Here is a 12,114-nt window from a genome sequence, read left to right as displayed (position 1 = left end):
CAGATGCGCCTGCAGATCGACATCTACTGGATCAGGAGTCGCCTTGGATTTGGTGGGCATGTCAATGGGTCGATCCAGTGTCAGCACATTCGACTTGGAAGCAACCTTGCGTGATCTAAATTCGTTGAACACGTTGATCTCCTTTTACGCTTTCTTCGTTGCCACGGGCTGAGTTTCAGCCGAGACCGCAGCGGCCAGTTTTGCCAAGGCTTTTCCAAGATCCGTTTGCCGCTTCAAGTCCACAATCGGCCGTCCAAGATCTACGGAGTTTCTGGCAACTTTCGAATTCTCGGGCAGCCAGTGTTTCAGGCTTGTCTTCAATACCTTCTCGGCCTCGCGGACATGCGAAGGCTTGATCAATGTGTTCCGCTCTCTGTTGACCACGAACTCCACCGGAAGGCCGACGTTTGCCTCGCGGTAGAAATCAATCAACCGCCGCGCCTGACGCACGCAGGGGACAGTAGTATCGGTAACCAAAGCCAATTTGGTGGCCCGTTTGAAAATAGGTTCAACCCATTCAACGACGGCGCAGGGAAGGTCGATGATAACATAATCATAGCGCTGTTGCAGAAGGTCCAGCATCCCTTCGATCAGATCAGGCCGCATCGATTGTAGGGGCACCATCGGGGTAGGCGCGCACAGAACGTCGACGCCAAGCCCATGCTCTTGCAGGATCGAAGACAGAAAATGATCGTCAGGAATCTTAGAGTTTTCGATAAGTTGAAGGAACCCGCCGTTGTCCTCGAGATCTAGAAAAACATTTGAGTTTCCGAACTGAAGGTCAAAATCCAAAAGGGCCACTCGGTTTTTTGCGGACTTCCTGAAGAAAGATCCCCGCCCGCCGACAAGCGAGCAAGCGAGGTTGACAGCAACTGTTGTAGCTCCGATTCCACCGCGCGCCTTTGCGACTGGTATGACCTTGCCCAACGCCGAAGAACCGTCTGAAATAGTGGTTCGCGAAACCGCGCGCGCATTTAGTTTCTCATTGACTGCGGCTTTCAAACCTTCGCCATCAATCGACAGCGGCAAAACCTCATCAATACCGATCTTGTACAATTCACGCGCCTTGGTGATCGACAGATCATTCTGAGTGAGTGCAACAAACAAGGTGTTATCGTCGCGGTGCGTCAGGACAGCCTCGATAGCGCGGAGCTCCCCTGTGTCATTAGGGTCGATTTCAAAGATCACCAGATCGTGCTTGAATGCAAGATCGAGGGCAGTTCCATTCAACATCTGAAACGATGCCCCGTTCCTGGTGACTTTATTTTCCTCATTTACGGGAAAGACATCCGCAACCAGCTGCGCGATCTCTTCGTTTTCCGAAACAAGCATAATTGCCTGCGATTTCGGTGTAAAAACATTCTGATCTCTCATCCTGACTCTCCTAATGCAAGGTCTTCAGCAGGCAGCGAGACGCTGAAGTTTGAGTAACCGACTGTCGAAGATATTGTGCTGTTAGTTGCGCCCGCAGCATTTGCCAGCGCGGCCAACGGTGAAACGAATTGAAAATCGTTAAGGTTCAATTCGACTGAGACCATGGGAGTATACGGGCCACCCAAGAAACCCAGATTGGGGTTGAAGTCATAATGAAACTGTAAGTTGTCTATTGTGGCATCCGGAGGCAAAAGCGGGCTAATCCGCGCCCAGACTTCCGAGGCCGTAGCATTGATTGCGACACCCGAACACGAAGGGGTTTGAGGATCCGCACAAACCCCGGCCGAGGCACTGCAGGACGTGCCAAACCGTGGTGACGAAGTAGAGGTGCCCCGCTGATGCGTCGTGGGTACTCCGGGGCACGCAGGCGGTCGAACGATTGCAATGCGCGCTGCCAGTTGCGAGGCTTTCTGAGCATTTGCAATGCTATAGGACATGCGACCGAAATCCAGTAGCGCCATGAAGAGGAACAGAAACAGGGAAACGACAATGGCGAACTCGACAAGAACGCCGCCGCTTTGATCCCAAAGAACTTTCTGCCCTCTGCGAAGCATGTGCGTGTGGATATGAAGCAGACCTTTCATTGCCCAAAAATCCGTGAAGTGTCCGAAACGTCAGTCGTCACCGAAGACAGCCCGTTGCCAAAGAGAGACAGGATTCCGCCCAAAGGAAATTGAATAGTAATGTTCGCGCTGACCGTACCGACAGGCGCCGGGTTGACCCGATAGGTTCCTGATACACAGGACAGACTGGGTGTCACCGAATTGACCGTTATGCTGGGCGGGAACAGGCTGTTGGCATTTTTGTCGTCCTCGACGATGCCCTTCAAAGTAGTAGTAAGTCCGGCAACATTGCCTCCAGAGGTGCAGATATCTGCGGGTGTCACTCTGGACAGATAGCGACTGGCGTCGCGAACGCCTGCTATGACCGATTGGTAGGACGACATCATGCGTGCAGATTCCAACGTGACCGCCAGCAGCAACAGCATAAGTGGCATGACCAGGCCAAATTCCACGAGGATCGCGCCATCATCCTTTTTTGCGAAGCGTTTGAAGGGTTTTGCGAGGCGGCTTTTCATGATCCTGCGTCCTATCACCGATACAGTTGCACGAGGTCGCGAAAGATACCGCCGAACCCATTACCGCCGCTGCCGACACCTGAAACGTCAGGGAAGCCGACAACTTCGCCATGGATGTCAAAGCTGGGTGGCGAGCCGCCATCATCCCCAACTGGTTCTGTCAGGAAGACAGCAACAAACTTTGTAACCGGAACGCCCGTGGTCGAGCCGGAAACCGGATTTTGGGTACAATCGATGCCTGCCGCTGTTACGACACGACGGGCCGGGTCAGTCGACATTTGGTTCGAGCACATCGGGCGGCCGGTTTCCGCAAGCGAAGGGTCCAGGATCGAATTTGCGTTCGGCGGTGAATGTGGGTTGCTATTGCCGTGCGCGATTTCCCGCAGATACATTCCGTATCTTGTGCCAGCAAACACGCTATCCGTTACGCTAAGAGCCGGAAGGTGAGCATCGCTGCCAATTCCGTCTGCGATACCGTCTGCAAGGTCATGGTTCCGGTTAAGATACCCTGCGCGATCCCAGACGCCGTCTCCGAACCGGTTGTTGCCACCGCATGTGCCTGCCGCCATGCAAGTGTCTCGACCAAGAGCGACCGTGTCAGGCGTAACCTCTTCGTTACCCTGAATGCAGGAACCACCCCCCTTTTTCTGTATCCCTTTGATGACGTTCGGAGCCGGTGCAAAGTCCGGGTTGTTTTTTTCACCATTAAGCACGGAGCGGAAAATATCAAAGCGGACATTGAACGCCGCATTGGTGATTCCGACCTTCTGACCCGGTTCGGTATCCAGACCATTAGTCAACACGCATTGCGTAATCTGGCTTTGCGCTGCGATGAGGCAGGCAAGTTTGTTCCCGCCTTCGTCCGCACATACGCCAGAGGCATCTTCAAATGTCGCCAGGTCGATAAACCCAAAATTACCTGGTCCCCAGGCGGTTCCGTTGCCACCGCTGCGCAACAAGATTTGATCGCCGACGGTCAGGGTATTTTCCCAATCCGGCGGCAGGCAGAACATCAAAGGTGAGATATCGCAGGCCGCTTTGGAGTAACCGGCGACGGCCTCGGCCGAAACGCTGGCCGAAATGCCGCTTCCACCAAACATTCTGTCCAAAGCCGAAGCAAGGTTCATGCTAAGGGATTTGGGTGTTAACACGACCTGCGCAAATTTGGCTTCTCGTGGGTTGGTGGTGACATCTGAGCCCAACGGCGTGAGGTCCGAAACCGGCAGCGCGGAGTGAAACAAAAGCGTATAATCCGACGAGCCCGAAAGCGTGGAAGGACCGTTGGCAAATGTCTGGCTGTCACTGATCAAGTTGGCCGCTGCATTGGTTGCGCGGGTGATAGCGTCGGGTTGTCCGTCCAACTCACCAGCGGCTGCCAAGGCTACGTGGTCCGCGAAGGACTGAAACTCTGCGTGGGTCGAGTTCAATCGGCCAACATCCAGCGTGATCGCAAAGAAACCGAGAAATGCAACAAATGCTGTGCCCCAAAGGATCGCGACCGTGCCGCGTTCGTCCCTTACAAAGAATGATATGTTGGCTTTAAAATGCATGGCGCAGACTTACTGTGCAGAGTTCTGGCTGACTTCGATCGAGCGGGCTTTTGGCTTGATCTCTGGGCTGACAGTTAATGGGGTGGACGAGGCATCCGTCTGATTGCTGGATTGCGTCTGGGGGGTCGTCTCCGCCTCTGTCGCTTCTTCGGCTCCGCGGGAGTTCCTCTGGATGATGACAACTTCGGATTCCGTGCCGCGATTCAACCTAACCGTCGGTTGAGTTTCGACTTCTTCAGTTGGACCTTCTTCTTGCAAAAGATCGCGCAGGCGAACCATTTCCATTGGCTCATCCTCGACACCGTCCAGCGTTCTTAGAGTGAGGCTCAGGGTCCCGGCTTTTTGAGCCAAAGCCAGGCGCTGTCCTTGCTGAGGTGTCACTTCCACTGTGATCGTGCGGGCAATTTCGGGTTGATCGCTCAGTTCTTCGGATTGCTGGTCGACGCCAATCACGCGGATATTCTGCAAAATAGTAACAGCGCGCAAATCCATCCTTGCGCCTTGAGTCAAAACGATGTCGACCCAATCACCCGGAGTGACAAATCCGCCGACCGCGGTCACGGCATCCACTTCGATCGCCATCGCGCGCGTGTTTTCACCCAGCTTTTGAACCAGCGTGACCTTCTCTCCGAAATTCGAAACTTTCGAAAGAAGCATGACTTCACCGGGATAGAACCGCCCCTTTGCGCGACGCAGCTTTTGGCGACTATCCGGAACAAGTACCCCTAACTCGGTAAAAACCCCTGCAGGTAGCGCTTCGCGTGGCCAGAGATGAGTTGTGACGTGATGATTTTCTATTGTTTGACCAAATGCAATCTCTGAGCGGGCAACGTAGATCTCAACGAGATCGGCGTTCGTCGTAGCACTGGGTGCAGTCGTGTTAAATTGGATGTAGTCTTTCGCCAGGAACACAGAGCCTGAAGCAATCGCAATTCCGAAAAATGTGGTAATAATTGGTCTGATACGCATCTCTGTCTCCAAAAGTTACGCTCAAAAATCTCGAAACTTCTACAAATGTGATTTCGAAAATCCCGGCGGTGTATTCTGCGCCGCTATACGGATGGGACGGCGCAGAATGTTGTTGTGGTTTGTAAATCGCAAGGAACCAATGGCTCAGCAGGTTGCGCTACCCAGAGCTGCGCAAGCACCCGTCACGTTCGTGTTTGTAGTGGTGCCAAGATAAGAGAACGCACCAACCGCAATTGACGCGACAACCAAAAGGGCAAGGCCATATTCAACAATTGCCGCGCCGCTTTCTTCTTTGACAAACTTCTTCATAAATTTGGTCATGTTTCCCCCGAAAGGTTAAATTGAAATCCACGTTGCGTTTGTCGCAACGCAAGCCAGACATTTTGCATTGGCTCTGAAATAACGGTAGCCGTGATAAAAATTCCCGCCTTCCGCGAAGAATAGGAAAAATACACCTTTAAAGTGTGTTTTTAATTTCATTAGCTACCTGAAGGTGACAAAAATAAACCTTGCATTAACAAGGTCTTAACATTCATTCGAATCAGCATGTTTGGAAACAATTTAGTGATTTGAGGGGTAACTGTAGTCTAAAATCTCGTTCTCTGGATCGATCGGATGTCGACGTTTAATTTTCACGAAATTGAATTTTTAGTAATAAATTCAGATAATTAAAATTTAGTTCGGCGCCATGCTTTATTGTGCATCTTCATTTGAGGCTTCAAAAACCAGTTGCTGAGCTGATGAGACCTGAACAAGTTTGTAACTGCGGCGGGGGCTGCGAAAGAAATTTTGACCAGCAAAGTTTGCTGATTTGGTTGGTAGAGTAATGAGTGTCAGTTTTCCCAGAAGCGCCCAGGCCCAAAACAGCTTCAGATTCGTTATGGAGTGGACACACGCTTTAGCGGGTAATAATTCCATTCCACAAGCTTTAAGAAAATTAATAGAGTTGGTTAATGCAGACGCTGCACTAATTGCGCGAACATTTAAGCTGGACCGAAAAGTAAAATACGTTGCTCGGTGTTGCAAAGAAGAAGGTAAAGTCTGGCCCTCTCAATCTCAAACTCAGGCAGAGCTGGTTTTGGGTGACAATTTTGCGACGGCAAAGGCTGGTTCAATTTGGACATTGTCGGATGCATTGATTGCAGACAAAGCAGCAATACCACGACATCTTGAGGGCGATTTAAAGGATTTGGGTGAGGTGATCATCGTTCCGCTTGATACGAGTGGCGGGCATGTGGATCACATCGAGCTGCATTTCCGGCATAAGCCTGCCCAATTTGAATTGGACTTACTGGCCATAATGGCGTCGACACTAGCGTCCGGTTGGAGCAATCGAACGCCTGGTTCAGCTTCCGCGATTTGTGAGAAGGGCCGAAACCACCATCTTAAGGAGGTTTCGGGAAACAAACGTGTTCCGATACTGGGTCTTCAAAATCCAGCAGGCCTGAGCCGGTGTGAATTTCGGGTTTGTGCCATGTTGAAGGAAGGATTTACGGTCAAAAAGGTTTCCGAAGCCCTGACTGTCTGCCCAACGACTGTTCGGTCGCATCTGAGTTCAGTTTTTTCAAAGACGGGCGCTTCTAATCAAGTTGAACTGCTGCATTTGTTAAATCGAAGAAATGATGCAGACCGCGGCTCCAACAATGCTGAAACAGCACGTATCGGCTGACGGCTAGTGAATGCCATAGCTGTAAAGCACCAAGTTAGCCGCACAGGTAGGCAAAACGCTCCTTTGTCTGTTCTACTACACAGCGATGGTGCAAGGCCAAATACGATAAATGCTGCTTATCTACTATCAAGGGTTACTTAAACCATCAGTGGGGATTTGAGCAGCGAAGAGCAACTTAGGCTATTGTTGACGTATCGGCGACAACTTTAACCAAAGATGAACAATGTGTTCTCGCAGTGTTCAACAGACATCGCGCATACTCATTCTACCGAGCCGAGACGGTTAAGGGCGCTTGGCTCCCTGGAAGGGGAACAGCATGATTAAGTCTGCCACTGAAAAAGCTTTGGATCCGGTTCCTGTACGAATGAAACCATCACGTTCCACCGCGCACAAATACGTGTCGAACACCACGAAATCCGGCAGCGGGCGTTTCTCGCCTGTCGAGATTGCTCTGACGGCTATCGTAAACAGCGAACAGTTTGAAAGAGCAAAAAAGGACGTCTGACCCTACATTAAGACGTCTGCAGTTTTCCAGGGACACGTCCTACCCGGGAAAACACAAATGCAAAAGCCCGCTCTAACCAGAGCGGGCTTTTTTAAAGTGAGAGGTCAAGGTAAAGAATCCAAATGGTTATTGGGGCATGATGCGAACCCGTGCGATATTGGCGCGGACCAGGTCTTTACCAACACCCTTCTGACCTAGCACTTAGCCATTACTAGCAAGTTCTTCCTCTTCCCCTCCATCAGGCGTCTGATCTTCTTCGACCGGATCGATACTGACTTCTTCGTCATCGTACTTGTCTTCGTCATACGAATTGCCAAGAGCGGTTTTGACGGCTTCCTCGTCAGGATTAGAGGCTCGTACAGCGTCGAGAACACTGTCTTGCTGCTGCGCTGCGATGGCGTCATCTTCTGAAAACCCGCCCTTGTGGTGATCCAAAAGGTTGTCTTCTGCCTGATGCACGGCTTCTGCGGACGCCAACTGATCTTCCGTAGGTCGATCAATCGGATTACCATCTTCATCCGTGGTTAAGTCGTGCGCATCTTTAACGGCTTGCGCGTCTTCCAAATCTTCAGGATCAGTTGTCCCAGGGTTGGCTTCCTCATTGGCAAGGATATCCTCGGCTTCTTCCAGGGACAGGGGGGCTTCGTCCAAGTAGTCCAACGCTGCGTTGATTTCTTTCACGTCTTTGGGACTCAACGTGTTGTTTTCACCCATGATGTGATTGAATTTCGTGTCCGCAACGGCAAGGCCTGCTGCAAGGCTGACCGGCCCCGTTCCTTTCATATACTGACCGTTGGCAATATGCGCGAGCTTTGCCTTGGGGCTGGAGTTAGTGGCGCCGTTCAACTTGCCGAGGTTGCGCGGTTCAAGCGCAAGCGTACTATCTTCTAGAATCGTTGCTTTCCTGCTTGGCGGGCGCAAAGACCGCTTAACTGAAGTAGTTTTTGTTCGTTTTGCAGTGGTGACTGGCTTGCTACCTTTGAACAGGCCGGCAATTCCCTTCCTTTGTGTCTTCTTGGGAGTTTGTTTTTTATTGCCGCCAAACAATCCATTCAGAGAGAATTGACCCTTCTTGGAAGATTTCGAGGAGCTCCGTTCAGCGCCTTTTGACTTGTGACCAGATTTCCCGGCAGCTTTGCTTGCGCCGTTTGTGGATGCGGTTGATCCTTTACCTTTATCTTTTCCGCTACTCGCGCTGCTGCCGTGGCCTTTGCCACCGCTGTTGCCTTTGTCGCCCCCGTTACCATTGCCCCCGCCGTTACCATTGCCACCGCCGTTACCATTGCCACCGCCGTTACCATTGCCTTGCTTGGCATAGGCGGTATCGGGGAATGTGAACGCCCCAATAATTGCAGTAGATCCCAGCAAAGCGATTGCTATTGCAGAGGCTTTCATTAGGCCGGTCGTTTTGATCTTCATGACGGTCCTCGTTTGTTGAATGCGAATTTCCACACACAATGAAATGCGTGGAAACCTGACAGCACGAGTGTGTGCGCCGGAATCAGGAACTAACTGACAGATTTAAGCCCATTATCGTTGAACCTGCGACGAACCGGCCGTTCATCGCCAGTTCATCTTAAAATCTGTAGAATTGAGGCGCGATTACGCTGTATTGAGTGCTGAGGATGAGAAAGCTTTTTATCATCGCTTGTCTGTTCGCCTTTCTCCAGGTTGGGGAAGGGCATGCTGCTGTGCGCGAACTAAAACAGTCCGAATTGCGCAAAGTGACAACGTCAGGCAGCACCATCAGGTTGAAGAGGGTTCTTAAAGGCGTTGAAAGAGTCTTTGGCGGAACGCCGGTTGATGCGCGTGCGTTCCAGACTGACAAGGTCTACTATCGGATCCTTGTAAAGAAACCCAACGGCAAGATCATCAGTGTTATCGTGAATGCTCAAACCGGTGTGGTTGTGCCCAATCGTTCAAATATCGGACGCCAGATTTCCAATGCAGCCAAGTCCACACCCGGCAATTCTGCCAAATCCAACTCGCAAGGACAGGCCAGCAGTAAGGGCAATCAGAGCAACAATAGCGGCGGCAATGGTAACGGCAACTCCGGCGGCAACGGCAACGGTAACTCTGGCGGCAACGGCAACTCAGGTGGCAACGGCAATGGTAACTCTGGCGGCAACGGCAAATCCGGTGGCAACGGCAACTCTGGCGGTAACGGCAACTCAGGTGGCAACGGCAACGGCAACTCAGGTGGCAACGGCAACGGCAACTCTGGCGGCAACGGCAACAGCGGTGGCAACGGTAACGGCAACTCCGGCGGCAACGGTAATGGTGGCGGCAAAAAATAGTGGTTAAAATTTCGGTCGCAGGCCTATAGATAAAAGTATGAGAGTATTACTCGCTGAAGATGAACCGCACCTTTGTGAGCAGATCAAAAAGCTGCTAAACGCTGAAGGCCGAGTGGTCGATATCGTCCACAATGGCATTGACGCCCAGCATCTGGGAACTACAGAACCATATGATATGATCATCCTCGATCTCGGGCTTCCGGAACGAGATGGCATCTCTGTTTTGCGCGACTGGCGCAGCGCAGGCGTAAAAACTCCGGTATTGATCCTGACGGCACGTGATGGGTGGAGCGAACGGGTCGACGGGTTGGATGCTGGTGCGGATGATTACATGACCAAACCATTCCATTTGCCCGAGCTGGCCGCGCGTGTCCGCGCCATCTTGCGCCGTCAGAGTGGGCAGCTTAACCCCATTATCGAGATGGGCAACGTCATTCTTGATACACGTAATGGACGGGTGACTGTTGAAGGTGTTCCGATCGATTTAACCGCCCAGGAGATTGCTGTTCTGACTTACCTGGCCCATAACGCCGGTCGCCTGATTCCAAGATCCGAGCTTTCGGAGCATATCTACGAATACAATGGTGACCGGGACTCGAATACCATCGCGGTTTTCATAAACCGACTGCGTAACAAGTTGGGACCTGACCTGATCACGACGGTTCGGGGTCGCGGATACATGATCGATTCACTCTGATGTTGTCATTGCGTCAACGGGCATTGCTTGGGGGGATTGCGTCCGGGGCCTTGTCGGTTGGCGTGGGCACACTCGCGGTGTTTTCATTCATCGATTCCCGAGTTTCAAACAGGTTCGACGCCACGCTTCTAGATCGCCACACCCAGCTTGTTGTCGGGCTGAGCGTCACGACCCAAGACCCGGATGCCCTGCGTGATCTCATGTTTGATCCGGCATACAGTGGGCCATATTCCGGCAGATACTGGCAGGTCACCAACGGCGACGGAGAGGTTTTCACGTCGGCGTCTCTGTTTGATGAAACAATCGCCGAGCCACCCAACGCCTCAGAAAACGCAACCCTTTGGAACACTTCGGGCCCCGAGGGCGAAGCGCTGCGCAGCGCGTACCAACAGATTACCTTCGAAGATGACACTGTCTGGGGCATAAGTGTTGCTGAAAGCCAGGCGCAATTGGTCAACGAAAGACAGGCGGCACAGCGCAGTCTTCTGCCAGTGTTTGGGTTGGTTGGCCTGATCGGCGTTGCGAGCTCATTGATGCTGATGTCTGTCATCCTGGGGCCTCTTCGTAAATTGCGCAGGGATGTGGCTTATCGTTGGGACGCTGATGACGACCTGAAACCAAAGGATTATCCGGAGGAAGTGGCCCCTTTGGTTAATGACTTGAATCAGCTTTTGCGTCGCAATAGGGACATTGTGTCCGGATCACGCAGGCAAGCCGCTGATCTGGCACATGCTTTGAAAACACCTGCCACTATTCTGAGAAATGAATTGCAGGCTATGTCCCAGTCCGGCGTCGATACAAATATCGCTGACGAAGCTCTTGATCGAATCGACGCTCAACTCGGTCGGTCACTCGCGCGCATCCGAGCTCTAAACACAGCTGAGTTGACGCATTCGCGCACGGATATTTCACATTCAGTCGAACGTCTCGCACGGCTGTTTTCAACGATTGCCGAAAGAGAAGGCAAAAAGCTGGACGTCAAAAGCGACCCCGAACTCTGGGTGCGCATGGATACGCAAGATATCGAAGAGGTTCTTGGAAACTTGTTGGATAACGCAGTCAAATGGTGTCGTGGCCAAGTAAGACTGATTGCGAAACGTCGGGAATACTGCGTCGAGATCTGTATCGAAGATGACGGGCCGGGTATTCCAGAGGACGCAATACACGAAGCATTGCGCTCTGGTGGGCGGCTTGACACTTCGGTGAGAGGCAGCGGGCTGGGGCTGGCAATAGCGGTTGATCTTCTCAATGCATATGGTGCGCACTTTGACTTGGGAAAATCTGTCTCGCTTGGAGGTTTAAGCGGTCGGGTGGTGATTCCAACTAAGTCATAAGCGTCGACGGCTCAGAGAATGAGTGGCTCAATTGATCCTCCCCCACTTGTGTGGTCCGCCGTTATGGTTGTGAAAACGGAGGAACCACATGGCGAACAAGCGACCGAAGCCGGAAGAGATTGTCTAGAAGTTACGGCAGGTTGAGATATTGATGGGGCAAGGCATGTCCCGTCTGGATGCAATCCGGCAGATTGGTGTTGTTGAACAGACCTATTATCGCTGGAAGAAAAAGTACGGCGGAATGGGCGCGGATTAATTGAAGGAACTCAAGCGCCTTCAAAAAGAGAATGAGCGTCTTCGTAGGGCCGTCTCGGATCTTACCCTGGACAAACTGATCCTGACGGAGGCGGCCAAGGGAAACTACTGAGCCCCGCCCGTCGCCGTGCCTGCATCAACCATGTGCGCCACAAACTGCGTGTCTCAGAGCGCCGGGCGTGTCGTGTCCTGAAGCAGCACCGATCCACACAGCGAAAGCTGCCGAAAGGTCGAGATGACGAGAAGCGCCTGGTGGCGGACATGATAGAATTGGCCCGCCAGTATGGCCGCTACGGTTATCGTCGGATCGCGGCTTTGCTGAGAGA

At 52.2% G+C, this 12,114-nt stretch carries 12 protein-coding genes and 1 pseudogene; 6 read left to right on the top strand and 7 right to left on the bottom strand.

The genetic code is table 11. The features are described from left to right. Window positions 1-144: 144 nt before the first annotated feature. The 6 genes from RUA4292_RS17015 to RUA4292_RS24585 all read right to left on the bottom strand — a co-directional run bounded on the left by RUA4292_RS17015 (window position 145) and on the right by RUA4292_RS24585 (window position 5,352). Window positions 145-1,374 carry a CpaE/TadZ family protein gene (locus tag RUA4292_RS17015; protein WP_058278682.1) on the bottom strand — a complete coding sequence of 410 codons (1,230 nt, stop codon included), beginning with the start codon at window positions 1,372-1,374 and terminating at the stop codon, window positions 145-147. Next, window positions 1,371-2,018 (bottom strand): TadE/TadG family type IV pilus assembly protein, encoded by a 648-nt coding sequence (locus tag RUA4292_RS17010; protein ID WP_058278681.1) that lies wholly within the window; start codon window positions 2,016-2,018, stop codon window positions 1,371-1,373. Before RUA4292_RS17010 ends, RUA4292_RS17015 begins: the two co-directional genes overlap by 4 nt. Beyond that, window positions 2,015-2,512, bottom strand: coding sequence for a TadE/TadG family type IV pilus assembly protein (locus tag RUA4292_RS17005; RefSeq protein WP_058278680.1), 498 nt, complete (start codon window positions 2,510-2,512; stop codon window positions 2,015-2,017). Before RUA4292_RS17005 ends, RUA4292_RS17010 begins: the two co-directional genes overlap by 4 nt. A gap of 14 nt (window positions 2,513-2,526) precedes the next feature. Next, a complete protein-coding gene (locus tag RUA4292_RS17000; RefSeq protein WP_058278679.1) occupies window positions 2,527-4,062 on the bottom strand; it encodes a pilus assembly protein TadG-related protein in 1,536 nt (511 codons plus the stop codon). Between the two features lie 9 nt (window positions 4,063-4,071). Next, window positions 4,072-5,031 carry a Flp pilus assembly protein CpaB gene (gene cpaB, locus RUA4292_RS16995; RefSeq protein ID WP_082637174.1) on the bottom strand — a complete coding sequence of 320 codons (960 nt, stop codon included), beginning with the start codon at window positions 5,029-5,031 and terminating at the stop codon, window positions 4,072-4,074. 144 nt (window positions 5,032-5,175) lie between these two features. Then, complete coding sequence (locus tag RUA4292_RS24585) at window positions 5,176-5,352, bottom strand: Flp family type IVb pilin (RefSeq protein WP_145975006.1); 177 nt, start codon at window positions 5,350-5,352, stop codon at window positions 5,176-5,178. Window positions 5,353-5,911: 559 nt separating this feature from the next. On the opposite strand from RUA4292_RS24585, the gene RUA4292_RS16990 reads away from it, so the two are divergent. Then, window positions 5,912-6,700, top strand: a complete 789-nt coding sequence (locus RUA4292_RS16990; RefSeq protein WP_233493480.1) for a helix-turn-helix transcriptional regulator — start codon at window positions 5,912-5,914, stop codon at window positions 6,698-6,700. A gap of 316 nt (window positions 6,701-7,016) precedes the next feature. Then, window positions 7,017-7,205, top strand: coding sequence for a hypothetical protein (locus RUA4292_RS16985; protein WP_058278677.1), 189 nt, complete (start codon window positions 7,017-7,019; stop codon window positions 7,203-7,205). A 201-nt stretch (window positions 7,206-7,406) separates the two neighbouring features. Here the strand turns inward: RUA4292_RS16985 and RUA4292_RS24995 are convergent, their stop codons facing one another. Further along, on the bottom strand, window positions 7,407-8,624 hold the full coding sequence (locus tag RUA4292_RS24995) for a hypothetical protein (RefSeq protein WP_058278676.1): 1,218 nt from the start codon (window positions 8,622-8,624) through the stop codon (window positions 7,407-7,409). A 206-nt stretch (window positions 8,625-8,830) separates the two neighbouring features. On the opposite strand from RUA4292_RS24995, the gene RUA4292_RS24990 reads away from it, so the two are divergent. The 4 genes and pseudogenes from RUA4292_RS24990 to RUA4292_RS24570 all read left to right on the top strand — a co-directional run. Beyond that, on the top strand, window positions 8,831-9,502 hold the full coding sequence (locus tag RUA4292_RS24990) for a PepSY domain-containing protein (RefSeq protein ID WP_058278675.1): 672 nt from the start codon (window positions 8,831-8,833) through the stop codon (window positions 9,500-9,502). 37 nt (window positions 9,503-9,539) lie between these two features. Further along, the gene (locus RUA4292_RS16970; protein ID WP_058278674.1) at window positions 9,540-10,199 is read left to right on the top strand and encodes a response regulator; all 660 of its coding nucleotides are present in this window, start codon (window positions 9,540-9,542) and stop codon (window positions 10,197-10,199) included. Then, on the top strand, window positions 10,199-11,533 hold the full coding sequence (locus tag RUA4292_RS16965) for a sensor histidine kinase (protein ID WP_058278673.1): 1,335 nt from the start codon (window positions 10,199-10,201) through the stop codon (window positions 11,531-11,533). The genes RUA4292_RS16970 and RUA4292_RS16965 overlap by 1 nt, the downstream gene beginning before the upstream one ends. Window positions 11,534-11,678: 145 nt before the next feature. After that, window positions 11,679-12,114: pseudogene (locus RUA4292_RS24570) on the top strand (transposase); the annotation flags it as partial.

Origin of the sequence: Ruegeria atlantica, assembly GCF_001458195.1 — a bacterium.
Classification (GTDB): Bacteria; Pseudomonadota; Alphaproteobacteria; order Rhodobacterales; family Rhodobacteraceae; genus Ruegeria; species Ruegeria atlantica.
The sequence above is the reverse complement of the archived record's forward strand: the minus strand, read 5'-3'. Positions and strand labels throughout refer to the sequence as shown.

Bases quoted from the DNA above. Each gene is read 5' to 3' on its own strand.
- RUA4292_RS17015 (WP_058278682.1), bottom strand. From the start codon at position 1,374: ATGAGAGATCAGAATGTTTTTACACCGAAATCGCAGGCAATTATGCTT.
- RUA4292_RS17010 (WP_058278681.1), bottom strand. From the start codon at position 2,018: ATGAAAGGTCTGCTTCATATCCACACGCACATGCTTCGCAGAGGGCAG.
- RUA4292_RS17005 (WP_058278680.1), bottom strand. From the start codon at position 2,512: ATGAAAAGCCGCCTCGCAAAACCCTTCAAACGCTTCGCAAAAAAGGAT.
- RUA4292_RS17000 (WP_058278679.1), bottom strand. From the start codon at position 4,062: ATGCATTTTAAAGCCAACATATCATTCTTTGTAAGGGACGAACGCGGC.
- cpaB (WP_082637174.1), bottom strand. From the start codon at position 5,031: ATGCGTATCAGACCAATTATTACCACATTTTTCGGAATTGCGATTGCT.
- RUA4292_RS24585 (WP_145975006.1), bottom strand. From the start codon at position 5,352: ATGACCAAATTTATGAAGAAGTTTGTCAAAGAAGAAAGCGGCGCGGCA.
- RUA4292_RS16990 (WP_233493480.1), top strand. From the start codon at position 5,912: ATGGAGTGGACACACGCTTTAGCGGGTAATAATTCCATTCCACAAGCT.
- RUA4292_RS16985 (WP_058278677.1), top strand. From the start codon at position 7,017: ATGATTAAGTCTGCCACTGAAAAAGCTTTGGATCCGGTTCCTGTACGA.
- RUA4292_RS24995 (WP_058278676.1), bottom strand. From the start codon at position 8,624: ATGAAGATCAAAACGACCGGCCTAATGAAAGCCTCTGCAATAGCAATC.
- RUA4292_RS24990 (WP_058278675.1), top strand. From the start codon at position 8,831: ATGAGAAAGCTTTTTATCATCGCTTGTCTGTTCGCCTTTCTCCAGGTT.
- RUA4292_RS16970 (WP_058278674.1), top strand. From the start codon at position 9,540: ATGAGAGTATTACTCGCTGAAGATGAACCGCACCTTTGTGAGCAGATC.
- RUA4292_RS16965 (WP_058278673.1), top strand. From the start codon at position 10,199: ATGTTGTCATTGCGTCAACGGGCATTGCTTGGGGGGATTGCGTCCGGG.